The 26,081-nt window shown below is 65.8% G+C and carries 22 protein-coding genes and 1 tRNA gene; 2 read left to right on the top strand and 21 right to left on the bottom strand.

The genetic code is table 11. The features are described 5' to 3' along the window. Positions 1-13: 13 nt before the first annotated feature. A complete protein-coding gene (locus HWX07_RS19010) occupies positions 14-931 on the top strand; it encodes a patatin-like phospholipase family protein (protein WP_175877327.1) in 918 nt (305 codons plus the stop codon). Positions 932-1,085: 154 nt separating this feature from the next. Here the strand turns inward: HWX07_RS19010 and HWX07_RS19005 are convergent, their stop codons facing one another. The 9 genes from HWX07_RS19005 to HWX07_RS18965 form a co-directional block, all read right to left on the bottom strand. Continuing rightward, complete coding sequence (locus HWX07_RS19005; protein ID WP_175877326.1) at positions 1,086-1,760, bottom strand: C40 family peptidase; 675 nt, start codon at positions 1,758-1,760, stop codon at positions 1,086-1,088. A 128-nt stretch (positions 1,761-1,888) separates the two neighbouring features. Further along, on the bottom strand, positions 1,889-3,511 hold the full coding sequence (locus tag HWX07_RS19000) for a dipeptide ABC transporter ATP-binding protein (RefSeq protein WP_175877325.1): 1,623 nt from the start codon (positions 3,509-3,511) through the stop codon (positions 1,889-1,891). Beyond that, complete coding sequence (locus HWX07_RS18995; RefSeq protein ID WP_011549505.1) at positions 3,508-4,605, bottom strand: ABC transporter permease; 1,098 nt, start codon at positions 4,603-4,605, stop codon at positions 3,508-3,510. The genes HWX07_RS19000 and HWX07_RS18995 overlap by 4 nt, the downstream gene beginning before the upstream one ends. A gap of 48 nt (positions 4,606-4,653) precedes the next feature. Beyond that, on the bottom strand, positions 4,654-5,697 hold the full coding sequence (locus HWX07_RS18990) for an ABC transporter permease subunit (protein ID WP_175877324.1): 1,044 nt from the start codon (positions 5,695-5,697) through the stop codon (positions 4,654-4,656). Between the two features lie 52 nt (positions 5,698-5,749). After that, positions 5,750-7,624, bottom strand: a complete 1,875-nt coding sequence (locus HWX07_RS18985; protein ID WP_175877323.1) for an extracellular solute-binding protein — start codon at positions 7,622-7,624, stop codon at positions 5,750-5,752. Positions 7,625-7,761: 137 nt separating this feature from the next. Next, on the bottom strand, positions 7,762-8,118 hold the full coding sequence (locus HWX07_RS18980) for a hypothetical protein (protein WP_027808916.1): 357 nt from the start codon (positions 8,116-8,118) through the stop codon (positions 7,762-7,764). 240 nt (positions 8,119-8,358) lie between these two features. After that, entirely contained in the window at positions 8,359-9,024 is a 666-nt protein-coding gene (locus HWX07_RS18975; protein ID WP_175877322.1) for a winged helix-turn-helix domain-containing protein, read from the bottom strand. A gap of 19 nt (positions 9,025-9,043) precedes the next feature. Next, positions 9,044-10,435 carry a HAMP domain-containing sensor histidine kinase gene (locus tag HWX07_RS18970; protein ID WP_175877321.1) on the bottom strand — a complete coding sequence of 464 codons (1,392 nt, stop codon included), beginning with the start codon at positions 10,433-10,435 and terminating at the stop codon, positions 9,044-9,046. A gap of 11 nt (positions 10,436-10,446) precedes the next feature. Continuing rightward, positions 10,447-11,121 carry a response regulator transcription factor gene (locus HWX07_RS18965; RefSeq protein ID WP_175877320.1) on the bottom strand — a complete coding sequence of 225 codons (675 nt, stop codon included), beginning with the start codon at positions 11,119-11,121 and terminating at the stop codon, positions 10,447-10,449. 217 nt (positions 11,122-11,338) lie between these two features. Here HWX07_RS18965 and HWX07_RS18960 point away from each other — a divergent pair, with 217 nt between their 5' ends. After that, positions 11,339-11,638 carry a DUF4148 domain-containing protein gene (locus HWX07_RS18960; protein WP_175877319.1) on the top strand — a complete coding sequence of 100 codons (300 nt, stop codon included), beginning with the start codon at positions 11,339-11,341 and terminating at the stop codon, positions 11,636-11,638. A 111-nt stretch (positions 11,639-11,749) separates the two neighbouring features. Here the strand turns inward: HWX07_RS18960 and cyoD are convergent, their stop codons facing one another. The 12 genes from cyoD to cysS form a co-directional block, all read right to left on the bottom strand. Then, entirely contained in the window at positions 11,750-12,082 is a 333-nt protein-coding gene (cyoD, locus tag HWX07_RS18955) for a cytochrome o ubiquinol oxidase subunit IV (RefSeq protein WP_006478441.1), read from the bottom strand. Then, the gene (cyoC, locus tag HWX07_RS18950) at positions 12,083-12,691 is read right to left on the bottom strand and encodes a cytochrome o ubiquinol oxidase subunit III (protein WP_175877318.1); all 609 of its coding nucleotides are present in this window, start codon (positions 12,689-12,691) and stop codon (positions 12,083-12,085) included. Beyond that, on the bottom strand, positions 12,691-14,697 hold the full coding sequence (gene cyoB / locus HWX07_RS18945) for a cytochrome o ubiquinol oxidase subunit I (protein ID WP_175877317.1): 2,007 nt from the start codon (positions 14,695-14,697) through the stop codon (positions 12,691-12,693). Before cyoB ends, cyoC begins: the two co-directional genes overlap by 1 nt. A gap of 3 nt (positions 14,698-14,700) precedes the next feature. Further along, on the bottom strand, positions 14,701-15,588 hold the full coding sequence (gene cyoA, locus HWX07_RS18940; protein WP_175877316.1) for a ubiquinol oxidase subunit II: 888 nt from the start codon (positions 15,586-15,588) through the stop codon (positions 14,701-14,703). 275 nt (positions 15,589-15,863) lie between these two features. Then, on the bottom strand, positions 15,864-17,393 hold the full coding sequence (locus HWX07_RS18935) for an NADH-quinone oxidoreductase subunit M (RefSeq protein ID WP_175877315.1): 1,530 nt from the start codon (positions 17,391-17,393) through the stop codon (positions 15,864-15,866). A 478-nt stretch (positions 17,394-17,871) separates the two neighbouring features. Continuing rightward, the gene (locus HWX07_RS18930) at positions 17,872-19,260 is read right to left on the bottom strand and encodes a hypothetical protein (protein WP_175877314.1); all 1,389 of its coding nucleotides are present in this window, start codon (positions 19,258-19,260) and stop codon (positions 17,872-17,874) included. A gap of 206 nt (positions 19,261-19,466) precedes the next feature. Beyond that, a tRNA-Ser gene (locus tag HWX07_RS18925) sits at positions 19,467-19,560 on the bottom strand. 110 nt (positions 19,561-19,670) lie between these two features. Beyond that, entirely contained in the window at positions 19,671-20,924 is a 1,254-nt protein-coding gene (locus HWX07_RS18920; RefSeq protein ID WP_011549493.1) for an aspartate kinase, read from the bottom strand. Between the two features lie 342 nt (positions 20,925-21,266). Then, positions 21,267-22,688: a tRNA lysidine(34) synthetase TilS gene (gene tilS / locus HWX07_RS18915; protein WP_175877313.1), complete on the bottom strand. Its 1,422-nt coding sequence runs from the start codon at positions 22,686-22,688 to the stop codon at positions 21,267-21,269. Between the two features lie 46 nt (positions 22,689-22,734). Beyond that, positions 22,735-23,706 carry an acetyl-CoA carboxylase carboxyltransferase subunit alpha gene (locus tag HWX07_RS18910; RefSeq protein ID WP_006478433.1) on the bottom strand — a complete coding sequence of 324 codons (972 nt, stop codon included), beginning with the start codon at positions 23,704-23,706 and terminating at the stop codon, positions 22,735-22,737. A 103-nt stretch (positions 23,707-23,809) separates the two neighbouring features. After that, complete coding sequence (locus tag HWX07_RS18905; protein ID WP_175877312.1) at positions 23,810-24,637, bottom strand: DNA-3-methyladenine glycosylase; 828 nt, start codon at positions 24,635-24,637, stop codon at positions 23,810-23,812. 43 nt (positions 24,638-24,680) lie between these two features. Next, a complete protein-coding gene (cysS, locus tag HWX07_RS18900; RefSeq protein WP_175877311.1) occupies positions 24,681-26,078 on the bottom strand; it encodes a cysteine--tRNA ligase in 1,398 nt (465 codons plus the stop codon). Positions 26,079-26,081 lie beyond the last annotated feature (3 nt).

The raw sequence follows: 26,081 nt of genomic DNA, 5'->3' as shown, positions 1-26,081 counted from the left end.
GGAGAACCATTCGATGTCGTCCCCTCGCCTGTCGCGCCGTCACTTCACGATCGCGTGCGCGTCCGCCAGCCTCGCCGCCTGTACGTCCCTCGGCGACAAGTCCCGCCCCGGCACGGCACTGCCGCAGGAGAAGCCCGTCAAGATCGGCATCGCGCTCGGCGGCGGCGCCGCGCGCGGGTTCTCGCACATCGGCGTGCTGAAGGCGCTCGAGGCGCGCGGCATTCCGATCGAGATCGTCGCCGGAACGAGCGCGGGCTCGGTGGTCGGCGCGCTCTACGCGTCGGGCATGAACGCGCTGCAGATCAACAAGATCGCCCTCGACATGGACCAGGCATCGATCAGCGACTGGGCGCTGCCGTTTCGCTCGCGAGGCCTGCTGCAAGGCGTCGCGCTGCAGAATTTCCTGAACAAGACGCTCAACAACCGGCCGATCGAGAAGATGGCGAAGCCGCTCGGCATCGTCGCGACGGACCTGCAAAGCGGCCAGCCGATCCTGTTCCAGCAAGGCAACACGGGGCTCGCGGTGCGCGCGTCGTGCAGCGTGCCGTCGGTGTTCGAGCCGGTGAAGATCGGCAATCGCGAATACGTGGACGGCGGGCTGGTGAGCCCGGTGCCGGCGTCGTTCGCGCGCAAGATGGGCGCGAGCTTCGTGATCGCGGTCGACATCTCGGCCCGGCCGGACGGCGCGGCGACCAACAACCCGATCGAGATGCTGCTGCAGACCTTCACGATCATGGGCCAGACGATCAAGACTTACGAGCTCGACAAGTACGCGGACGTCGTGATTCGCCCGAACCTGGCGGCGATGGGCGGCAGCGACTTCAACCAGCGCAACGCGGCGATCCTCGCGGGCGAGGAAGCGGTCGCGCGCATCATGCCGGAACTGCAGCGCAAGCTCGCGGCGGCGCGTGGCGTGACTGCCGCCGCGTAAGCCGCGATGGGGCGGGAGGCCGCGGCACACGCCGCCTCCCGGAGGCCGACGGAACGACCTCCGCTTCGTCGCCACCGTCAGCCCCAAAACAAAAAACCCTGCCGCCTTTCGGTGACAGGGTTTTTTATCGTCCGGCCTGACCGACCGGCAAACGTCAGTTGTTGCCGTTCGCCGAATCGTCGCCGATCGTCGCGCGCACGCGGCGCAGGTCTTCCGGCTTCATCGGCGGGAATTCCGATTCGATCCGGCGCGCGCCGGTAAAACGCTTTTCCCAGTAGCCGCTGTCGAGATCGTCGACGCGGACGGTGCTGCCCGTCGACGGCGAATGCACGAACTTGTTGTCGCCGATATAGATGCCGACGTGCGAGAACGTGCGGCGCATCGTGTTGAAGAACACGAGATCGCCCGGCTTCAGGTTGCTCATGCTCACCTTCTCGCCGACGCGGCTCATTTCTTCCGCGCGACGCGGCAGCGACATGCCGAGCGTGTCCTGGAACACGTAGCGCACGAAGCCGCTGCAGTCGAGGCCCGAATCCGGCGAGTTCCCGCCCCAGCGATACCGCACGCCGATCATGTTCAGCGCGCCGACGACCACGTCGCCGGCCTTGCCCGCCATGCCGGCAAAGAACGACTTCGCGCCACCGCTCGACGGCTGCGCGCTGGTCTGCTGGAGGGAGGAACCCGACCCGATCTGAGTCGAATTGGTGACATTCTGGTTAAAACTGCTGACTTCGTCGGCGAATGCGCCGGGTGCTGCTGCGAACAGGGCGCCGATGAACAGCCCGGCGATGGTGCGCGCGCATGCCTGGGTCAGGGATCGATGCTGCATTGGTCGATGGAATGTGCTTAAAAATCAGCTGATTGGCGGAAAATTTCGGTCGATACTAGCCAGCGCGTAATCGTTTGTCAAAACAAATTAATAAATACAATCGAGATGGTCAGACCATTGGACGCCTATCACGCTTTCCAGACCGCTTTCAACAGCTTTTGTGTGTAAGGATGTGACGGTCGGGTGAAGATGTCGGACACCTCCCCCGACTCGACGACGGCGCCGTCCTGCATCACCGCGACGCGGTGCGCCATCGCGCCGATCACCTCCAGGTCGTGGCTGATGAACACATAGCCGAGGTTGTATTTCTGTTGCAAATTCGCGAGCAGCTTCAGCACCTGCTGCTGGATCGACACGTCGAGCGCCGACGTCGGTTCGTCGAGGATCAGGATGCGCGGCTCCAGCACCAGCGCGCGCGCAATCGCGATCCGCTGGCGCTGCCCGCCCGAAAATTCATGCGGGTAACGGTGCAGCACCGTACGGTCGAGCCCGACTTCGCGCAGCACCGCGAGCGACTTCGCGCGGCGCGCGTCGGGCGTCATGTCCGGGCGATGCAGCTCGAGCCCCTCGCCGACGATCCGCTCGATCGTGTGACGCGGCGAAAGCGAGCTGAATGGATCCTGAAAGACCACCTGCATGTTCGAGCGCAGCGCGGTCTGTTCGCGGCCGCGATAGGTCGACAGCGCACGGCCCTGGAATTCGATCTCGCCGGCGGCCGTCTTCTGCAGCCCGAGCAGCGCCATCGCGAGCGTCGACTTGCCCGATCCCGATTCGCCGACGATGCCGAGCGTCTCGCCCTGCCTCACCGACACCGACACGTCGGCGACGGCCGTCACCGGCACCGTGCCGAACCAGCCCGCGAAGCCCGGCCGCTTGCGCGCGAACTGCACGCTCACGTGGCGCGCATCGAGCACGACGGGCGCGATCGGCATCACGGGCGTGACCGTGCGTTGCGGCCGGCTGTTCAGCAGCCGCTGCGTATACGGATGCTCGGGTGCCGCGAAAATCTGCTCGACCGGCCCGCTCTCGACGAGCCGGCCGTGCTCCATCACCGCCACCCGCTGCGCGAAGTGCCGCACGAGATTCAGGTCGTGCGTGATCAGCAGGATCGCCATTCCGCGCTTTTCCGCTTCGTCGCGCTGCAGCTCGAGCAACAGGTCGACGATCTGCGCGCGGATCGTCACGTCGAGCGCGGTGGTCGGCTCGTCGGCCAGCAGCAGGCGCGGCCGGCACGCGAGCGCCATCGCGATCATCGCGCGCTGACGCTGCCCGCCCGACAACTGGTGCGGGTAGCTGTCGACGCGCCTCTCGGGCTCCGCGATCCCGGTGCGCGCGAGCAACGCGATCGCCCGCTTGCGCGCCTCGACGGCCGAGACGCCGTCGTGCAGCACGATCGTCTCGCCGATCTGCACGCCGATCGTATACAGCGGGTTGAGCGCCGTCATCGGCTCCTGGAAGATCATCGCGATGTCCGAGCCGCGCAGCCCGCGCATCTCGCGTTCGCTCTTGGCCGCCAGATCCTGCCCGGCGAAACAGATCGCGCCACCGACTTCGGCGTCGCGCAGCAACCTCAGAATCGACAGCGCGGTCACGCTCTTGCCGGACCCCGATTCGCCGACGAGCGCGACCCGCTCGCCCCGCCCGATCGCGAGCGTCACGTCGTCCACCGCCACCGTGTCGCCGAAACGGACGTGCAGATGCTCGAGCGACAGCAGCGGTTCGTGCTGCGTCGATACGGTCGACTCGCTCATCGCTGCCCTCCCGCCGCGCGCACCGAATCGGCGATCCGCGTGTCGAGGGCGTTGCGCAGCGCATCGCCCATGAAGGTCAGCAGCAGCAGCGTCGCGACCAGCACGCCGAACGTCGACAGCGAGATCCACCATGCGTCGAGGTTGCCCTTGCCCTGCGCCAGCAGCTCGCCGAGGCTCGGCGTCGGCGGCGGCACGCCCAGCCCGAGGAAATCGAGGCTGGTGAGCGCGAGGATCGAGCCGCTCATCCGGAACGGCAGGAACGTGATCACCGGCGTGAGGCTGTTGGGCAGCACGTGGCGCCAGATGATCTGCCAGTTCGTCAGCCCCATCGCGCGGGCCGCGCGCACGTAATCCTGGGTGCGGTTGCGCAGGAATTCCGCGCGCACGTAGTCGGCGAGGCCGATCCAGCCGAACAGCGACAACAGCACGATCAGCAGCAGGAAGCTCGGCTCGAAGATCGACGCGAAGATGATCAGCAGGTACAACTCCGGCAGCGAGCTCCAGATCTCGATCAGCCGCTGCCCGACGATGTCGATGCGCCCGCCGAAGAAGCCCTGCACCGCGCCCGCGGCGATCCCGAGCAGCGTGCCGATCACGGTCAGGATCAGCCCGAACTCGACCGATACGCGGAACCCGTACACGAGCCGCGCGAGCAGGTCGCGGCCCTGTGCGTCGGTGCCGAGCCAGTTCTCGCGCGACGGCGGCGCCGGGTTCGGCACGTTCGAGAAGTAGTTCAGCGTGTCGTAGTAGTAGCGGTTCGGCGGATAGACCACGAAGTTGCCGGGCGCCTCGAGCCGCTTGCGCACGTACGGATCGAGATAGTCGGCCGGCGTCGGGAAATCGCCGCCGAAGGTCGTCTCCGGGTACGCATGGAACATCGGGAAATAGGTCTGGCCGTCGTAGCGCACCACGAGCGGCTTGTCGTTCGACCACAGCGGCGCCGCGAGACTCGCGGCGAAGGCCACGACGAAGATCACGAAGCTCCAGTAGCCGAGGCGCTGCTGCCTGAAGCGCTGCCACACGCGGCGAGTGGGCGACGGCGACACGCGCGCACGTGCGGCGTCGATACGGGAAGAGGCGACGGCCCGGTTCATCGCGCGCCCCGCCCGCTGGCGCCGGGCATGCGAATGGCTCGTTTCATGTCAGCGCTCCAGGTTGTCGAATTGAATGCGCGGATCGACCCACACATAGCAAAGATCGGAGATCAGCTTGGTCGCGAGCCCGATCAGCGTGAACAGGTACAGCGTGCCGAGCACGACCGGGTAATCGCGCCGCACGACCGACTCGTACGACAGCAGCCCGAGGCCGTCGAGCGAGAACAGCGTCTCGATCAGCAGGCTGCCGGTGAAGAACGCACCGATGAACGCGGCCGGGAAGCCGACGATCAACGGCAGCATCGCATTGCGGAACACGTGCTTCCACAGCACGCGGCGCTCGGAGAGCCCCTTCGCGCGCGCGGTCAGCACGTATTGCCGGCGGATCTGGTCGAGGAACGCGTTCTTCGTGAGCATCGTGACGACCGCGAAGCTGCCGACGACCGACGCTGTGATCGGCAGCGCGATGTGCCACAGGTAGTCGAGCACCTTGCCGACGAGCGACAGCTGCGCGAAGTTGTCCGACGTGAGGCCGCGCAGCGGAAAGAGCTGCCAGAACGAGCCGCCGCCGAACAGCACGAGCAGCAGCACGCCGAGCACGAAGCCCGGAATCGCATAGCCGACCAGCACGACGAGGCTCGTCGCGACGTCGAACGGCGAACCGTTGCGCACGGCCTTCGCGATGCCGAGCGGCACCGAGATCAGGTACGTGAGGAAGAACGTCCACAGCCCGATGCTGATCGACACCGGCAGCTTCTGCACGACCAGCGACCACACGCTCTGGTGGCGGAAATAGCTGTCGCCGAGATCGAAGCGCGCGAAGCGCTTCAGCATCAGCCAGTAGCGCTCGAGCGGCGGCTTGTCGAAACCGTACAGCGCCTTCAGTTGCGCGAGCTGCTGCGCGTCGACGCCGGTGTGTGCGCGCATCCCGAACGGCACTGCGCCCTGCTCCGTCGCGCCCTTGCGCAACTCCTGCACGGCCTGCTCGACGGGGCCGCCCGGCACGAACTGGATCACCGCGAACGTGAGCGTCAGCACGCCGACGAGCGTCGGGATCATCAGCAGCAGGCGTTTGAGGATGTAGCTCCACATAGGGCGTCGACTCGTGATCGGATGGCGGGGTTGGACGGAGGGCCGGCGCGGGTCAGTGATCGGGCTTCGCCCACCAGGTCGACACGACCCAGCCCTCGGCCGAATAGTACAGCGGCAGCGTCTGCGGATAGGCGAGCGTGCGCTTGTACGCGACGCGGTGCGTCGTGCTGTACCACTGCGGGACCGCGTAGTAGCCGTGCATCAGCACGCGGTCGAGCGCATGCGTCGCGTCGAGCAGTTCCTCGCGCGTCTGCGCGGCGCCAAGCGCATGCAGCAACGCGTCGACGGCCGGCGATTTCAATCCGATGAAGTTGTCGGAGCCCGGCTCGTCGGCGAACTTGCTCGCGTAGCGCGAGTATTGCTCGGCGCCCGGCACCTGCACGCCCGGCAGGCGGATCGTCGTCATGTCGTAGTCGAATGCATCGAGGCGCTTTTGCAGCAGCGCGTAATCGGCCGTGCGAAACCGCACGTCGATGCCGAGCTTCGCCAGGTTGCGCTGGTAGGCGGTCACGACGCCTTCCATCGCGCCGCCCGCATCATCGAGGATCTCGAACGCGAACGGCTCGCCCTTCGCGTTGCGCAGCGCGCCGTCGCGATAGGTCCAGCCGGCCTGCGCGAGCAGTGCGCGCGCCTTCAGCAGGTTCGCGCGCAGCGAGCCCGGCGGATTCGTGTCCGGCTGCGTGACCGTCGGGCCGAACACGGCCGGATCGAGCTGCGCGCGCAGCGGCGCCAGCAGCTTCAGCTCGCCTTCGCTTGGCGTACCGGTCGCCTGCAGGTCGGTGTCGGCGAAATAACTGTTGAGGCGCGTGTACGCGCTGTAGAACAACTGGCGGTTCAGCCATTCGAAGTCGAACGCCAGGTCGAGCGCCTGGCGCACGCGCACGTCGCGGAAGAGCGGCCGGCGCAGGTTCATGAAGAAGCCCTGCATGCCGGCGCCGTTATGTTGGCGAAATTCGCGCTTGACGAGCTCGCCGCTGTCGAAACGCTTGCCGACGTCGCGCCGCGTCCAGTTGCGCGCGACGTACTCGACGAGCACATCGTATTCGCCGGCCTTGAACGCTTCGAGCCGCGCGACGCCATCGCCGTACAGCTTGTACACGATCCGCTCGAAGTTGTTGGTGCCGACCCGTACCGGCAGGTCGGCACCCCAGTACGCCGGGTTGCGCCGGTAGGTGATCGTGCGGCCGTTGTCGTAGCGCTCGATCACGTACGGGCCGCTGCCGATCGGCTGCTCGAACGCAAGCTGGTCGAACGGGATGCGCGAGCCGTCCGCGCGCAATCCCCACTTGCGCGAAAACACGGGAACGCCACCGGCGATCAGCGGCAGTTCGCGGTTCGCGCTGCGGAACTCGAAGCGCACGGTCGCCGGATCGACGACCACGGCCTTCGCAATTTCCGCGAAATACGCGCCGAACTGCGGTGCGGCCTGCTTGCTCTTCAACGTGTCGAACGAAAACTTGACGTCGTCGGCCGTGACGCGATCGCCGTTCGAGAAGCGTGCGCGCGGGTTCAGATGGAACGTGACCGAACGGCGGTCCGGGGCAACGTCGATGTCGTCGGCCAGCAGCCCGTAGGCGGACGCCGGTTCGTCGGAGCTGCCGGTCGCGAGGCTCTCGAACAGCATGTCGATGCCGGGCGCGGTGTTGCCGCGCATCGTGAACGGATTGAACTTGTCGAACGACGTCAGTCGGCTCGGATTCGCGAGCACGAGCGTGCCGCCCTTCGGCGCGTCGGGGTTCACGTAGTCGAAATGCTTGAAGCCCGGCGGATACTTCGGCTCGCCGTACTGCGCAATGGCGTAGGCCGCGTGCGCGGCCGGCGCGGCCAGCACCGCTTGCAGCGCCACCACCGCGGCCACGCGGCCGGCGGCCCGCAGCGCGGCAAGGCAGGCACGCGCGGCGGCGGCCCGGGGCGAACCCTTCGTCATAGAGGCCCTGTCGGTCGAATGAGGGTAGTAACGTGGAGCGATTCTACCCATTCAATCCGCCGGGCCAAAAGAAAACCGCCACGCGGGCGGTTTCCTCGCGAGCAGATCGCGCGCGGCGAGCACGCGCGGCCGGTCGATCAGCGCCAGCCGTTGTGGCGGCCGTGATCCCAGTGACCGCGATCGCCGCCCCAGCCACGGCCATGGTGGCGATACCACTCGTCGCGGCCCCAGTAGCGACGGCCGTCCCAGTAGCGGTCGCCGTGCCAGCCGATCACGATCGCCGGCGCCGGGGCGTACACGGGCGCCGGTGCATAGACAGGCGCCGGCTGGTAGACGACCGGCGGAGGCGGCGGCGCATACACGGGCGCGGGCGCGACGTAGACCGGTGCCGGCACGCCGACGTTGATCCCGACATTGACTCCCGCCATTGCTGCGCCCGACACGAGCAAGGCCGTCATACCGGTCAGGAGCGAGGCAACACGCAAAGTCTTCATGGATTCCTCTTCTGGTTGTGTCATGTGTGATTCGACTATAGCGGCAAGCGCCGGCTCCGCATATTTCAAGTTTGTAAGAACTGATGCGCGGCATCGCAACAGGACACGCGCGCTAACGTCTTGTAACAATCGACGCCCGGCTGCCGTCGTCAGGCCGGGCCGGGGCCGGGCCGCGCGGCGTGGCGCTGCGCACGCCGACCGTCGAGATCTTCTTTCAGCCGGCGTCGATATCCGCCCCCGTCACCCGCCCGTGTCGAACCGGAAGCCGAATCGCGCAACCGTTTCGATCCGTGCGGAAAACGCATGCGCGACCAGCTTGCGCCGCAACCGGACGACCAGCGCATTGACCGTTTCGGGTTCGATGTCGGCATCGTCCCACGCATAACGCAGCACGGCGTCGCGCCCGACCGGCCGCCCCGCTTCGCGCAGCAGGCATTCGACCACGCGAAACTCCCGTGCGCTGAGCGCGAGCCGCCGGCCCTGCTCCTCGAGTGCGCGCGTCGCCGTGTCGAGCCGGATCGATTCACGCATCGCGATGACGCCCGCGCGGCGCCACAGCGCGCTCAACCGTTCGTGCAATTCGACGAACGAACACGGGTGAGCCAGGCATACGTCGCAGCCCGCGTTCAGCATCCGCGCGCGCTGGGCGGACGTGGTGCCGGCGACGATCGCGGCAATCGTCGCACCGCCGGCCGACGCGGCGAGCCGCGGCAATTCGTCGAGAATCGCCGCCGCGGCCCCGCCATCGGTCGCGACGATCACGATCGCGTCGAACCGGTCCTGCGTCGCCGCGAACCAGCCATCGCGCCATGCGTCGACGCGCTCGACGCCGTGCATGCTTTCTCGAAACGCCTTGTCGAGCCGCGACGCGTGCGGATTCGGCGGCGCAATCAGCAGGATGCGCATCGCTCGGTCTCCCGCGCCGTCATGCGAGCGAACGCGGCCAGCATTCGACCGTGATCGCCGTACCGGCCGGCTGCGCATCGCCGATCCGCAGCGCGAAACCATGCACGCGCATCACCGCCGACACGATGCTCAATCCGAGCCCCGAACCGTTCACGTGGCGCGTGCGCTCGCCGCGATAGAAGCGTTCGAGCACCGCATTGCGCTCGCCGGGCGGGATGCCCGGCCCGGTGTCCTCGAACCGGACGAGCGGGCCGTGCGGCGTCGTCTGGAGCACGACGCGCACGCGGCCGCCCGGTGGCGTGAACTTGATCGCGTTGTCCGCGAGATTGCTGAACGCCTCGAACAGCAACGCACGATCGCCGTGGATGCCGTCGACCGTGGCCGCCTCGAGCGCGAACGACACGTCGACGTCCTCGGCCAGCGGCTCGTAAAGCTCGCACACGTCGCGCAGCAGGGACGCGACGTCGACCGCGGCAAAACCGCCGCGCCGGCTCAGCGTGCCGATCTCGGAGATGCGCAGCATCGCGCGAAACCGTTCGAGCAGCCGGTCGGTTTCGTCGCGCGCCGAAGCCAGCAGCGCCGCCGACGCGGGATCATGCGCGCAGAACGGCTGGTCGGCGAGCCGCGCGAGCATCGTATGCACGCGTGCGAGCGGCGTGCGCAGGTCGTGCGCGATCCCGTCGCAGGTATGGCGCACCTCGCCCATCAGCCGCTCGACTTCGTCGAGCATGTGGTTCACGAGATGCGCGAGCAGATCGAGTTCGTCGTAGCCGCCGACCGGCAGTCGCTTGCCGAGATCGCCTTCGGCGATCTGTCGCGTGACGCGCCGGATCGCGGCGACGCGGCGCATCTGCCGCATGCCGAGCATGCTGCCGCCCGCGATGCCGGCGATCAGGATCACCACGCCGCCGATCACGAGCCCGCGGATCGCGACGTCGCGGATCTGGATGAAATGCGACAGGTCGCGCGCGACCACCAGCGTCATGCCGTTGTCGCGGCGCTCGGCCATCGCGCGCGCGATCGGCGACGGTTGGCCGTCGAGCAACGCGAGCGTGCGGTTCAGCGTCCGGCCGTGGCGATCGGTCTGCAGCGCGGGCGGCTTAGTGATGTCGCCGGCCACGCGGCGCCCGCTCGCATCGAACAGCCCGTAGAAATTCGTGTGCATGTGCTCGTGCTCGAGCCGCCGGTGGATCGCGAGCGGCAGATCGGCATCCGGAATCGAATCGAAATAGATCAGTTGCCACGCGAGCACTTCGTCGGTGTCGCGCGTCATCGTATGCGTCGCGGCCACGCTGATCACGCCCGCGAGCAGCAGCAGCGACACCGAGAAGATCGCCGCGTACGCGCATAGCCAGCGAAACGTCGTCGTATGCCAGCGGCGCGTGAAGTGCGCCGCGCGGGCTGCGTCCATTCGCGCCTCCGTCAAGCGAGCATGTAGCCCGATCCGCGCACCGTCTGGATCATCGGGTTCGCGCCGGGCGGATCGATCTTCTTGCGCAGCCGCCCCATATGGACGTCGATCAGGTTGGTGCCGGGATCGAAGTGATAGCCCCACACGGCCTCGAACAGCATGGTGCGCGTGATCGTCTGGCCTGCGTTGCGCATCATGAATTCGAGCACGCGGAACTCAGTGGGCAGCAGCGGAATCTCGTCGGCGCCGCGGCGCGCGCAGCGCGAAATGAGGTCGAGCTCGAGCGGGCCGACCTTCAGCAGCGTCTGCTGCGGCACGCCCGATGCCTGCCGGCGGCGCAGCAGCACTTCGATGCGCGCGCTCAGCTCGCAGGAATCGAACGGCTTCGTCAGGTAATCGTCGCCGCCCGCGCGCAGCCCGCGGATGCGCTCGTCGACGTCGCCGAGCGCGCTCAGCATCAGCACCGGCGTGTCGATGCCGACCGTGCGCATCGCGGTCACGATCGCGAGGCCGTCCGCGCCCGGCAGCATCCGGTCGAGCGTGATCGCGTCGTACGATGCGCTCATCGCGCGCATCATCCCGTCGCGGCCGTTATCGGTCCAGTCGACCTCGAACCCGCGTGCGGTCAGTTCGCCGACGATTTCGTTCGCGGTCACCGCGTCGTCCTCGACCGTCAGTACTCGCATGGTTGCCCTCGCAATGAACTTCAACACGGGCGCGCACGATGCGCCCGTCACTATCGTAAGCGCCGCGATCGCCGGGCGGCGCCAGATGAAAATAACTTCATTCGGATCGCAACGGGCGTACGTGAAACATGTTTCATCCGCGCGTCGCCGGCCCCGCGACGGGTGCCGCCTACGCTGACGTCATGCGGCATCGGGCCGCGCAACCAGGAGCTACCGGATGAAACTGTCGACCACCGTCGCCTGCATGCTGCTCGCATGCGCCAGCACCGCCGCGTTGGCGGGGCCGCACCTCAACCCGCAGGAATGCAACGCGTACCCGTTCGTGCACACGGGCAGTGGCGTCTCGCGTGCGGACCTCGTACGTGAGCTGACCGAGCTCGAACAGGTCGGCTACAAGCCGGCGCCCTCGAGTCCCTACTATCCCGACGATATCAATGGCGCGGAAGATCGGCTCGCCGCCGAGTACCGCGCCGACTGCACGCACGCGCTGACGGCCGACGCGGGCACGCACCACTGACCGCACACTGCGACGCAACACACCGGCCGGAAACAACAAAAGGCGGCACGCATGTGCCGCCTTTTCTTCACGAACGCGCAGGGATGCGAATCCGATGCGCCATGCTGCCGCTCAACGCGACATCATGTTCATGCTGACGTTGTGCATCACCCACAGCGTGCCGACGATCACGATCGCGGCGGTCAGCACCGTATAGCTGAACGCCATCACGTTCCAGCGCTGGCCCGACGAGCCGTTCATGTGCAGGAAGTACACGAGGTGCACGACGATCTGCACGAAGGCGAGCACGGCCAGCCCGATCAGCGACGCATGCGGCGACAGCACGCCGCCCATCACGAGGCCGAACGACGCGGCCGTGAGCAGCACCGACAGGATGAAACCGGCGACGTAGCCGCCAACACTGCCGTGCCCTTCTTCGAGTTGAGACGAATGCGAATGGGCCATTTAGATCACGCTCGCGAGATAGACAAAGGAAAACACGCAGATCCACACGATGTCGAGGAAGTGCCAGAACAGGCTCAGGCACGTCAGGCGTCGCAGGTCGCGATCGGTCAGGTCGCCGCCGCGCAACACGATCTGCGCGGCCAGCACGATCATCCACAAGAGGCCGGCCGTCACGTGCAGCCCGTGCGTGCCGACCAGCGTGAAGAACGCCGACAGGAACGCACTGCGCTGCGGGCCCGCGCCTTCCGCGATCAGGTGCGAGAACTCGCGCAGTTCCATCGCGAGAAACGCCGCGCCGAGCACGAACGTCACCGCGAGCCATGCGAGCAGCGCGCCGCGTCGCTGCTGGTACGCGGCGAGCATCGCGAAGCCGTACGTGATGCTCGACAGCAGCAGCGCGGCGGTCTCGACCGCGACGCCCGGAATGTCGAACAGCTCTTTCGCCGTCTGCCCGCCCGCGTACTGGTGGCCGAGCACCGCGAACGTCGCGAACAGCGCCGCGAAGATCACGCAGTCGGTCATCAGGTACAACCAGAACCCGAACACCGAATGCGACGGCGGATGGTCGTCGTGCTCGAGCAGGGTTGCGCTCATGGTTTTCTGCAACATCAGTTGGCCTCCAGTTCCACGTCGTCGACGCGCGCGGCCGCGCGCCGCGTCGGCTGCTTGTCTTCGGTCTTGCGCACCGTCGACGCAGGGATGTAATAGCCGTCGTTATCGCGCGAGCTGTAGATCACGAGCGTCGCGATGATCCCGACGAGCCCGCCGATCGCCATCCACCAGATGTGCCACACCAGCGCGAAGCCGAGCACCAGGCTGAAGACCGCGATCACGAAGCCCGCACAGGTATTCGACGGCATGTGGATGTCGCGGAACGTCGCCGGGTTCGGCCGGCCTTCACCGCGTGCCTTCATGTCTGCATACGCGTCGAGCGTGCGCACCTGCGGGATCGCCGCGAAGTTGTAGTCGGCCGGCGGCGACGAGGTCGCCCACTCCAGCGTGCGGCCGCCCCACGGGTCGCCCGTCGTGTCGCGGTACTCGGGCAGATGGCGGTTGCGGATGCTGACCACCAGCTGCAGCAACTGGCACGCGATGCCGATCGCGATCAGCACGGCGCCGAACGCGGCGACCAGCAGCCATGGATGCCAGGCCGGGTTGTCGTAGTGGTTCAGGCGGCGCGTCATGCCCATGAAGCCGAGCACGTAGAGCGGCACGAACGCGACGTAGAAGCCGACCTGCCAGAACCAGAACGCGGCCTTGCCGAGCTTCTCGTTCAGCTTGAAGCCGAACGCCTTCGGGAACCAGTAGTTGAAGCCCGCCAGATAGCCGAACAGCACGCCGCCGATGATCACGTTGTGGAAGTGCGCGATCAGGAACAGGCTGTTGTGCAGCACGAAGTCCGCGCCGGGAATCGCCATCATCACGCCGGTCATGCCGCCGAGCGTGAACGTGACCATGAAGCCGATCGTCCACAGCACGGGCGTCGTGAATTCGATCCGGCCGCGGTACATCGTGAACAGCCAGTTGAACACCTTCACGCCGGTCGGAATCGCGATGATCATCGTCATGATCCCGAAGAACGCATTCACGTTCGCGCCCGAGCCCATCGTGAAGAAGTGATGCAGCCACACGAGGAACGACAGCACCATGATCGCGCAGGTCGCGTACACCATCGTCTTGTAGCCGAACAGCGGCTTCTTCGCGAACGTCGCGATGACTTCCGAGAAGATCCCGAACGCCGGCAGGATCAGGATGTACACCTCCGGGTGGCCCCACGCCCAGATCAGGTTCAGGTACAGCATCGCGTTGCCGCCGGCGTCGTTCGTGAAGAAATGCATGCCGAGGTAACGGTCGAGGCCGAGCAGCGCGAGCGTCGCGGTCAGGATCGGGAACGACGCCATGATCAGCACGTTCGTGCACAGGGCCGTCCACGTGAACACGGGCATTTTCATCAGCGTCATGCCCGGCGCGCGCATCTTGATGATCGTCACGAAGAAGTTCACGCCGGTCAGCAGCGTGCCGACACCCGAGATCTGCAGCGCCCACAGGTAGTAGTCGACCCCTACCCCCGGACTGAACTGCAGTTCCGACAGCGGCGGGTACGCGAGCCAGCCCGTCTGCGCGAATTCGCCGATCACGAGCGACAGGTTGATCAGGATCGCGCTGACCGCCGTCATCCAGAACGACAGCGAGTTGATGAACGGGAACGCGACGTCGCGCGCGCCGATCTGCAGCGGCACGACCAGGTTCATCAGGCCGACCATGAACACCATCGCCATGAAGAAGATCATGATCACGCCGTGCGCCGTGAAGATCTGGTCATAGTGGTGCGGCGGCAGGTAGCCGGGCGCGTTGTACGCGAGCGCGAGCTGCATGCGCATCATGATCGCGTCGGCGAAGCCGCGCAGCAGCATGATCAGCGCGACGATGATGTACATCACGCCGAGTCTCTTGTGGTCGACCGTGGTCAGCCATTCCGTCCACAGCCATTTCCAGCGGCCGGTGATCGTCAGCGCGGCGAGAATGCCCAGCACGACCAGACCCATGAAGGCGCCGGCCCCCATGATGATGGGCTGATCGAACGGGATCGCCGAGAGTGTGAGTTTGCCGAACATGCGTTACCCCTTCGTGCCGCAGGCGGCGTCCTTCAGGTCGAGGACGTGGCCATCGTTGTATTTCGCGATGATGTTGTGGAAGAGCCGCGGATCGACCGACGAGAAATAGCGCACCGGCGCCTTCTCGCTCGGCTGCGCGACGCCGCCGTACATAGTCGCGTCGAGCCGGTCCGGCGATGCCTTCACCTTCTGCACCCACGCATCGAACTGCTCGCGCGGCTCGGCGAGCGTGCGGAACTTCATGTCGGAGAAACCGCGGCCGCTGAAGTTGGCGGACGTGCCCGCGTAGTTGCCGGGCTCGTCGGCGATCAGGTGCAGGCGCGTCTGCATGCCGGCCATCGCATAGACCTGGCCGCCGAGCTGCGGGATGAAGAACGAGTTCATCACCGAATCCGACGTGATGCGGAAGTTCACCGGCGTGCCGACCGGAATCGCGAGCTGGTTCACCGACGCGATGCCGAGCTCCGGATAGATGAACAGCCACTTCCAGTCGAGCGCGACCACTTCGACGTCGATCGGCTTCACCGCCGATTCGAGCGGCTTGTATGGATCGAGCTCGTGCGTGGTCTTCCACGTGAGCACGCCGAGGAACAGGATGATCAGCGTCGGCACCGTCCAGATCACGACCTCGATCGCGGTCGAGTGCGACCAGTTCGGCGCGTAGGCGGCGTTGCGGTTCGACGCGCGGTAACGCCATGCGAACCATAGCGTGAGCAGGATCACCGGCACGACGACGATCAGCATCGCCCAGGTGGACGTCGCGATCAGCGACTTTTCTGCCGCACCCACGCTTCCTTTCGGATTTAGTACATCTAAATTACAACCTGACAGGCTCAGTGCCGCGCCCATGGCCATCAGCGCCGACCAGCCTCTTGAAGCTCTTCTTTTCATCACACAGCCCCGCGGGTCATTGAATCCGTTTGCGTATGCCCGATGCGCATTCGATTCACGAAATTGGCCGAATCATACGTCGCGCGAGTGCGATGAAAAACCGGTGCAGGCGGCAAATCATCATTGCAAAATCTGCCGTGAGTCACATTGTCGCGGGGCAATTTCACGCAGCAGGAAGCGGGCCCGACACTCCCCGTGCCGGGCCTCGATCGATGCGCGCGCAACGATACCTGCCGCGCGTATGCGGCTCGCCTGCGCGGCGCGGTGTGCCGGGATCAGTCGTGCGTCGATGCCATGTACGACGGCAGCGCCGGCGCGGGGCCATCCCCTGCCGGCACCTTCGAATGGCTCGCTTCCTCGATCAGCTTGCCGACGGTCGGATCGATCGCATCGGTGAACGGCTTCGGATCGATGCCGACCGCCAGCACGATCAGCGCGAGCGACGCGAACATCACGATCTCGCGACGATTCAGGTCGGCGAGCTTCGCGATCCGCTGGCTCGCGACCTTGCCGAACACGACGCGCTTGAGCATCCACAGCGTGTACGACGCGCTGAGGATCAGCGTGAGCGCCGCGATCGCACCGATCCAGAAGTTGAAGCGGATCGCGCCCATGATCACCATGAACTCGCCGACGAACCCCGACGTGCCCGGCAGACCGACGTTGGCCATCGCGAACAGCAGCGTGAAGGTCGCGAAACGCGGCATCACGCCCGCCACGCCGCCGTACGCGGCGATCTCGCGCTGCCTGGTGCGATCCACCAGCACGTTCACGCACAACAGCATCGCGCCCGCCACGAAGCCGTACGACACGAGTTGCACGATCGCGCCTTCGACGCCGATCCGGTTGAACAGGAACAGCCCCAGCGTGACGATCCCCATGTGCGCGACCGTCGAATACGCGAGCAGCTTGCCGAGATCGGTCTGCGCGAGCGCGATCAGGCTCGCGTAGACGATCGCGAACAGCGACAGCGCGATCACGGCCGGCGCGAAGAAGTGGCTCGCATCCGGCGTGATCGGCAGCGCGAAGCGCAGGAACCCGTAACCGCCGAGCTTGAGCATCGCGAGCATCAACGCGGCGCCCGTCGGACCGTCCGTGTACACGTCGCTCAGCCACGTGTGGACCGGCCACATCGGCACCTTGACCGCGAACGCCGCGAAGAAGCCGAGGAATACCAGCAACTGTGGCGCGAAGCCGAGCTGCAGCGTGCGCCACACGGCCATGTCGAACGTATGCGACTGCGCGTACAGGTACAGCATCGCCATCAGCAGCAACAGCGAGCCGGCGAACGAGATGAAGAAGAACTTCACGGCCGCATACACGCGTCGCTCGCGCCCCCACGTACCGATCAGCAGGTACAGCGGGATCAGCGTCGCCTCGAAGAAGATGAAGAACAGCAGCCCGTCCTGCGCGACGAACACGCCGACCATCAGCCCCGACAGGATCAGGAACGACGCGTAGTACTGCGCGACGCGCACCGTGACCGACTCCCACGACGCCACCACCACCACGAGCGTCGTGAATGCGGTCAGCACGACGAGCCACAGCGACGCGCCGTCAATGCCGACCCGCCAGCCGGCATTGAATGCCGCCAGCCAGTCGCGTCTTTCGACGAACTGCATCGCCGCCGAATGCGCGTCGAAACCGGCAATCAGCGGGACGACGGCCGCCAGCCCGGCGATGGCGCCGAACAGCGCGATCAGTCGTATCCGGCGGGAATGCTGGTCGGAACCGGCGCGCAGCAGCACCGCGCCGAACAGTATCGGAACCCAGATGGCCAGGCTCAGGAAGGGGAAATCATGCATGTCAACAACGCCTTGAGGAGGTCGCGCCCTGCATCGGGGACAGGCGCGACGAAAGGAACGAAATCAAATCGACAGGTAGATTTCGTGAATCGCCAATGTTGGCAAAATGTAAAGCGGCATCACCGGAAAAGTTGATGCCGCTCAAATGCGATCGGGTTAACCAGCATAAAACGATTGAATATTTTCTGCAGCGCAGCAGAACATCAATTTTTTGAGGCCGCGTAGTCCGCTGATTTTTATGAGTAATTTTTCGTATTGCTCGATGCTGCGTGCGATGGAAATCGACGCAGCGCCGCATTTTTGATGTCAACCGAGCATTTCGGAGGGCCGGAACGACATGCTCAGCGTTCCACAGTGCTGCGGTCGCGTGGCGTCTCCTGCCTTACATAAATACTTTCATTTTTATTTCATTCTATTTCATGCCACGCATCCCGGAGATCGAGTTACTCTTGCGCACCACTTCTCACGCGAGCGGCCGTTAACGCAGGTAACTCAAGCGATCCCATACGCGCATCGTCACCGCACGATAGTGGTCGTGCTGGGCGGGGAAATGGACGAAGCGGCTGTCGCGCGTCGCATAGACCGGCGATGACGCGAGCGTCGTCGCATCGACGATATGGCGCGCGTCGATCATGCCGGACTCAAGCAACTCCACATAGATCGCCTGCTGGTCGCCACCACTCGCATAGACCGACGAACGATCGTCGAACCGCTCGATGCGCGCGCAGATGCGTTCGACCAGCTCGCGCATCGGCCCCACGTTGCGCACGCCAATCATGCACGAGTTGATCGCCCACGCCGTGTGATCGGTCCCGATCACGAAGTCGCGCCCCTCGATCGTGCCATCGATGCGCTGGCGCTGGTCGATCGCGAGGATGTCCGCATCGACCCAGAACACGAACGTGTGATGCGGCAGATGTTCGCGAATCAGATGCAGCTTCGCCCAGTTCGCGTCGATGCCGTCCGGCAGGAAGGCGGGCGCGGCGCGATACGTGTGGTACGCATAGCCATGTCGCGTGCAGTACCGGACGAAATTCTCCTCGTGCAGGTCGCCGTAGCCTGCGATGTGCGACGTATGCAGGCTCACGAACGCGATCGGCGCATGCGGATTCACATGCCGCTCAGCTTCGCGCGGTCGCTGCTGCGCGGCGCACCAGTCGTCCATCGCGCGCGGACAGTCGCCGCGCTGGTACCGTTCGGCATCGTCGACGAGCGCCGTCACGTAGCGGAAGTCGTAATCGGGCACCGGCGCCCAGCAGCCGTTCACGTCTCGCCACTCCGGAGCCTGGTGCGCCACGAGCGGTCGCGCGCCGGCGATCGAATCGATCGAGACGCCGTCGCTCCAGACCGTCTGGGCCGACGCGAAATGGCCGTTTGCAAGTGGTACATCGAACGGCAGCGGTGGAAAGTGCGCTGCCAGCAGCGTCGCCTCGCACCCGTGCTGCCGCTCCGGAAGATGCATCGCCCACTTGCCCAGTTCGAGCACCAGCCGGCGCAACTGCTCGCGTACGTCGGGCACGTTGCGGAAGATCATGCCGCTCGCGGCGGGCAAGGCCGATTTCGACGTCTGCGTCGTGACGATCGCATCGTAACCGTGCGCGACATCCGTCAGCGCGTGCGGATCGAACACGACGGAGAAGGGATCGAGCACGAGCAGCAACGCACCGTGCTCCATCGCAACCAGTTGCGCGATGATCGCGTGGTACTTGTACAGCACCTGCTGGCGCTCGCCATACACGTGCATGCCGTCGACCATTGCATGCCGGTAGCCGTGCAGACGCGCGTAACGTGCGTGGTTGTCGATCAATCCGTCGACAGGTCGATGAGACAGGACGGTCAGAACGGAATGCGGGGTTGCCACGAGCATCACCTCGAGTCGCGCGGAACGATACGCGATATGTAGCGCATGACCGCCCCTCCCGTCGAGCACTCATTGCCCGAGTGCCGTATCGACGATGCGCGCCCGAGGACGAGACTCGACGGCATCGATGCTCGGCGCACGACACCACACGGTGGGCCGGAAAAGAAAAAGCCCCGCAAGTCCGAGAACTTGCGGGGCTTTGTCACCGCTTTTGGCGGAGACGGAGGGATTCGAACCCTCGATCCAGGTTTTGGCCCAGATGCTCCCTTAGCAGGGGAGTGCCTTCGACCTCTCGGCCACGTCTCCCAAACTTTCGCTCGCACCAGGGAGGCAGTGCGACGAGAACGAGATAATATAGGGTTTCGAACCGTGCGTCAATTTCCGTGATGCATTTTCTTCAATGCATCACGAAAAATTCACGACGCCTGGTCGAGTTCGAATACCTTGTGCAGCGCGCGGACGGCCAGCTCCATGTATTTCTCGTCGATCAGTACCGAAATCTTGATTTCGGACGTCGAGATCATCTGGATGTTGATGCCCTCTTCCGACAGCGTGCGGAACATCTTGCTCGCGACGCCCACGTGCGAACGCATGCCGACGCCGACGACCGACACCTTCGACACCTTCGGGTCGCCCTGCACGCGCTCGGCGCTCACATGGCCCTGCACCTGGTTGGTGAGGATGTCCATCGCCTTCTGGTAGTCGCCGCGGCCGACCGTGAACGTGAAGTCGGTCTTGCCTTCGACGCTCTGGTTCTGGATGATCATGTCGACGTCGACGTTCGCATCGGCCACCGGGCCGAGGATCTGATATGCGATGCCCGGCTTGTCGGGCACGCCCATCACCGCAATGCGTGCTTCGTCGCGCTGGAACGCGATGCCGGAAATGACTGCCTTTTCCATGGTCTCGTCTTCTTCAAAAGTAATCAGGGTGCCCGAGCGCATTTCTTCGTCGAGCGCAATCAGCGGATCGGTCAGGCTCGACAGCACACGCGTCTTCACCTGGTATTTGCCGGCGAATTCGACCGAGCGGATCTGCAGGACCTTCGAGCCGAGGCTCGCCATTTCCAGCATCTCCTCGAACGTCACGCGGTCGAGGCGGCGCGCCTCTTCGACGACTCGCGGATCGGTCGTGTAGACGCCGTCGACGTCGGTATAGATCAGGCACTCTTCGGCACCCAGCGCAGCCGCCACCGCCACCGCCGACGTGTCCGAGCCGCCCCGGCCCAGCGTCGTGATGTGGCCGTCCGGATCGACGCCCTGGAAGCCCGTGATGATCACGACCTTGCCTGCGTTCAGATCGTCCTTCACGCGCTCGTCGTCGATCGAGTGAATGCGTGCTTTCGTAAACGCGCTGTCCGTCTTGATCGGCACTTGCCAGCCGGCATAGCTCACGGCCTCGACGCCGATTTCCTGCAGCGCGATCGACAGCAGGCCGACGCTGACCTGCTCGCCGGTCGACGCGATCATGTCGAGCTCACGCGGGCTCGGCTGGCTCGAAATCTCTTTCGCGAGACCGAGCAGACGGTTGGTTTCGCCGGACATCGCCGAAGGCACGACCACCATCTGGTGCCCGGCCTGATGCCATTTTGCGACGCGTTTCGCGACGTTCTTGATGCGCTCGACCGAGCCCATCGAAGTGCCGCCGTATTTGTGTACGATGAGTGCCATTGTCGTTCTGAACTGGAGGAGAAACCGCACGGGCGCGCTGGGCAGGCCGCGTAGCCGTTCGGTCACGCGGCTTGTGGCTGTGGACGGACGACGAGGGGGACGGCTGGGACGCAACACGCAAGCGTGGCGGATTTTGCCCGGAAGGCCGATCAGGCCGCGCAAACCGGGTACGTCACGCGGAAAACCTGCACAAAACGCTCAAAAATCGAGCCGAGCAAACGACCGAGCGTACCCGATAGAAGCCCGCTTGACAAGCCGCGCGCCGTGTCGGCGGCCGTTCCGGCGCTGTTTACCAAATGGTGAAAATGGGCACGCCATCGCGCCGCCGGCAGCCTGCCACCGCTATGCGATCAGCAGGTCGGGACGCCATTCGATCCGGCGCCATGCGGCGTCACCGCGCGCCGCGTCGGCAGGCTCGCCGATGTCGCGATTGACGCCCAGCCGCGGCACGTAGATCAGCCGGTCACCCGCGAACAGCAGCGGCACGTCGCGTTGCCAGGCCGGCACGCCGCGCTCCTGGAACAGGTTCTTCAGCGTCCGGCCCGGCCCGCCCGGCGACGTGCGCATCCGTTCGCCGCCGGCACGGGCGCGCGCCGCCAGCCGTGTACCGCGCAGCAGCGCCTCGGGCACCGCGTCGGCGCTGTCCGCGTCGGCGGGCGCGAACACGAACGTGCCGCGCCATCCCTGCAGATGCCACACTTCCTGCCCATCCCACGCGAGTACCGCCTCCGGCTGCGGCGTCCCCGTGCCGTCGTCGACCGGCTCGCTGCTGTCGCCCGCCTCCCAGTACACGACATCGCGATAGAGCCGCAGGCACTGCCCCGCGTGATCGACACGCAGCGCATGCGCGTCGTGCGCCGCGCGCAGTTGCCGCATCATGTTGGCCAGACGGGCAGCCGACGCGCCCGGCAAACCGAGCCGGCGCATCCAGAAGCGCAGCAGGTTCGCGCCGCGCGTGTCGTCGAATCCGACCAGCGCGTCGCGCGACAGCGCCTGACCGTCATCGCGCGCGGCGACGGCGAAATCGAGCTCGGCCAGATCGTCGAGCAGCCGCTGAGCGGCCGCCGCATGCTGGGCCGCGCGACCGAGCGCATCGCGAAAGCCCGGGAAATGCGCGGCCAGCGCCGGCAGCACGTCGATGCGCAGCGCATTGCGCGCATAGCGCGTATCGCCGTTCGATTCGTCGTCGATCCACGCGAGCGCGTGCTGCTCCGCATAGCGCTCGAGTTGTGCGCGCAACAGTCGCAGCAATGGACGTACACGCTCGATGCTCACGCCGTCGGGGCGATAACGCGGCGCCATCGCCGCGAGCCCCGCGATTCCCGCGCCGCGCAACAGTTGCAGCAACACCGTCTCCGCCTGGTCGTCCGCATGTTGCGCGAGCCACAACACATTCGCGCCATGGCGCTCGCCCATCGCGTCGAGTGCCGCGTAGCGACGCTCGCGCGCGGTCGCCTCGATACCAAGCCCGCTGTCGCGCGGCACGTCGACGCGCATCGATTCGAATGCGACACCGAGCCGCGCCGCTTGCCCTTCGGCATGCGCGACCCATGCGTCGGCGTTCGCGCTCAGGCCGTGATGCACGTGCAGCGCGACGCAGCGCGATGCGCCCGCGACGCGCACGGCCGCATCGAGCAGCACGGTCGAATCGAGGCCGCCGCTGTAGGCGATCGCGATGCGTGCATCGGGGGGGACGCTGGAAAGCGCAACGCCGACCGCGTCGAGTACGACGCGGTCGGCGGAGAATTCGGTGGGCGGGATCACGAGCGAGACGCGCGTGCAGCGGCACGCGCCTTGAATACGCGGCCGGTCATGCGCCGGGCGTGGTTTCCTTGAATTTGCCGTAGGCCATCAGGCGCTCGAAGCGGCGCTCGCGCAGCGCATCGATGCTCATGCCCTGGAACTGGCGCAGCGAATCGGCCAGCGCGCGACGCAGCAACGCGGCCATGCCCTTCGGATCGCGATGCGCGCCGCCAAGCGGCTCGTTGATGATCTTGTCGATCAGGCCGAGCGCCTTCAGGCGGTGCGCGGTCAGGCCCAGCGCTTCCGCGGCTTCCGGCGCCTTCGCGGCGCTCTTCCACAGGATCGACGCGCAGCCTTCCGGCGAGATCACCGAATAGGTCGAGAACTGCAGCATCATCACGGTGTCGGCCACGGCGATCGCCAGCGCACCGCCCGAACCGCCCTCGCCGATCACCGTCGTGATGATCGGCGTCTTCAGCTCGGCCATCACGTACAGGTTGCGGCCGATCGCCTCCGACTGGCCGCGCTCCTCCGCGCCGATGCCCGGGTACGCGCCCGGTGTGTCGACGAACGTGAAGATCGGCAGCCCGAACTTCTCGGCCAGACGCATCAGGCGTTCGGCCTTGCGATAGCCTTCCGGACGCGGCATCCCGAAGTTGCGCGCGGCGCGTTCCTTCGTGTCGCGGCCCTTCTGGTGGCCGATCACCATGCACGGATGGCCGCCGAAGCGCGCGAGACCACCGACGATCGACAGGTCGTCCGCGAACGCGCGGTCGCCATGCAGCTCATGAAAATCGGTAAACAATTCCGCGACGTAATCGAGCGTGTACGGTCGCTGCGGATGCCGCGCGATCTGCGACACCTGCCACGGCGACAGGTTCGCGTAGAGGTCTTTCGTCAGTTGCTGGCTTTTCTTCGACAGCCGCTCGATTTCTTCCGAAATATCGACAGCCGAGTCGTCCTGCACGAATCGCAGCTCTTCGATCTTGGCCTCGAGTTCGGCGATCGGCTGTTCGAAATCCAGAAACGTGGTCTTCATGTGTTCGAATCCTTGGGTCTTGCGGCAGCGCGTATTCTACCCGCGCGGGCGACGCTCAAAACCGACTCTCAACTATTGATGTTTAAAACCCGATAGCCAACGCTCAGGCGTCGGCGTCGGGCGCATCGAGGCTGCGCCACATGTACCAGGTCGCGACAGTGCGCCACGGCTCCCAGTTGGCCGCGACCTCGCGCGCCTCGCTGCGCGTGACGGGTTCGCCGCTGAAGTAATTGACGCTGATCGCACGGATCAGGCCCGGGTCGTCGAGCGGCAGCACGTCCGGCCGCGACAGGTTGAAGATCAGGAACATCTCGGCCGTCCAGCGGCTGATGCCGCGGATCTGCGTGAGTTCCGCGATCACGTCCTCGTCGTCCATCGACGTCCATTTGTCGACGTGCAGCGCCCCGGACACGAAATGCTGCGCGAGATCGAGGATGTATTCCGTCTTGCGCTTCGACAACCCGCATGCGATCAGCTTGTCCGCGCCGAGCCGGATCACCGGTTGCGGCGCGAGTTTCGGGCAGGCGTCCTCGATGCGCGCCCACAGCGACTGGGCGGACGGCACCGAAATCTGCTGGCCGACGACCGAGCGCGCGAGCGTGACGAACGGGTCGCCGCGCTTCACGAGATGCGCGGGACCGAACTTCGGAATCAGCTTCTTCAGGATCCGGTCGCGCTTGACGAGGTCCGCGCACGCCTTGTCCCAATAGGCGGGACGCACGACGACCTCCTCGCCGTCCGCTTCGGACGCACGTGTCTTGCGGGCCACGTCGGCGGCCGGCTGCGCGGCTGCCGGCTGCGCATGACCGTTCAGCGCGCCGTTCGGCACGGCGCGCGTCGCGTCCGCCTTCGCCGCCGGTACGCGCTTGGCTGCCGGACGCGCGGCGACCGGGGTCGCGCGCCTGACCGGCGCTTTTCTGGCCGTTGCCATCTTGCCTCCTACCTGACGGATCGGTCAGTGGAACGCGCTGCGCTCATACGCGACGCCATTCGGTCGATCCGCCCGGTTTGTCTTCAAGTGCGACGCCGGCTTCGAGCAATTCCGCCCGGATCCGGTCCGCTTCGGCATAGTCCTTCGCTTGCTTCGCCGCGACGCGCGCGGCGATCTTCGCTTCGATCTCGTCGGCCGCGGGCCCGCCCGCCTGCGCGGCGCCGGACGCCTGCTGCAGGAACGCGCGCGGTTCGCGGCCCAGCAGGCCGAGCAGGCCCGCCAGTTGTTTCAGTTGCCGTGCGAGCGATGCGTCGCGCGTGCGGTTGACTTCACCCGCCAGCTCGAACAGCGTCGCCACCGCGACCGGCGTGTTGAAATCGTCGTTCATCGCGGCCGCGAAACGCTGCGCGTGCGGCTCGTTCCAGTCGAGCGCGAGCGTGTCGGGCTCGACGTCCTTCAGCGCGGTGTACAGGCGCGTGAGCGACGCGCGCGCATCGTCGAGATGCACGTCGCTGTAATTGAGCGGCGAACGGTAGTGCGTGCGCACGATGAAGAAGCGCACGACTTCCGCGTCGTAACGCTCGAGCACCTCGCGGATCGTGAAGAAGTTGCCGAGCGATTTCGACATCTTCTCGTTGTCGACCTGCACGAAGCCGTTGTGCATCCAGTAATTGACGAACGTCTCGCCGGTCGCGCCTTCGCTCTGCGCGATCTCGTTTTCGTGGTGCGGGAATTGCAGATCCTGCCCGCCGCCATGGATGTCGAAATGATTGCCGAGCAGCGAGCAGCCCATCGCCGAGCACTCGATGTGCCAGCCCGGGCGCCCCATCCCGTACTTCGACGCCCACGACGCGCCTTCCGGCTCGTCCGCCTTCGCGCGCTTCCACAGCACGAAGTCGAGCGGATCCTGCTTCGCGTCGTTCGCGGCGACGCGCTCGCCCGCGCGGAGATCGTCGAGCGACTTGCCCGACAGCTTCCCGTAGTCTGCGAACTTGCGCACCGAGTAATTGACGTCGCCGTCGGCCGCCTGATACGCGTAGCCGTTGGTCTCGAGCGTCTCGATCATGCCGAGCATCTGCGGGATGAACTGCGTCGCGCGCGGCTCGATATCGGGCCGCTGGATGCCGAGCGCGGTTTCATCCTCGTGCATCGCGCCGATGAAGCGGTCGGTCAGCGACTTGATCGTCTCGCCGTTCTCGACCGCGCGGCGGATGATCTTGTCGTCGACGTCGGTGATGTTGCGCACGTACGTGACCCGATAGCCGATCGCACGCAGCCAGCGCTGGACGAGGTCGAACACGACCAGCATGCGCGCGTGGCCCACGTGACAATAGTCGTAGACGGTGATCCCGCATACGTACATCCGCACTTCGCCGGGCTGGCGCGGCACGAAAACTTGCTTGTCACGCGCGAGCGTGTTGTAGATGCGCAGTGATTCCATAGA

Source organism: Burkholderia sp. BCC0097, assembly GCF_902832985.1.
GTDB lineage: Bacteria > Pseudomonadota > Gammaproteobacteria > Burkholderiales > Burkholderiaceae > Burkholderia > Burkholderia orbicola.
This window is presented reverse-complemented; position numbering and strand designations above follow the sequence as displayed.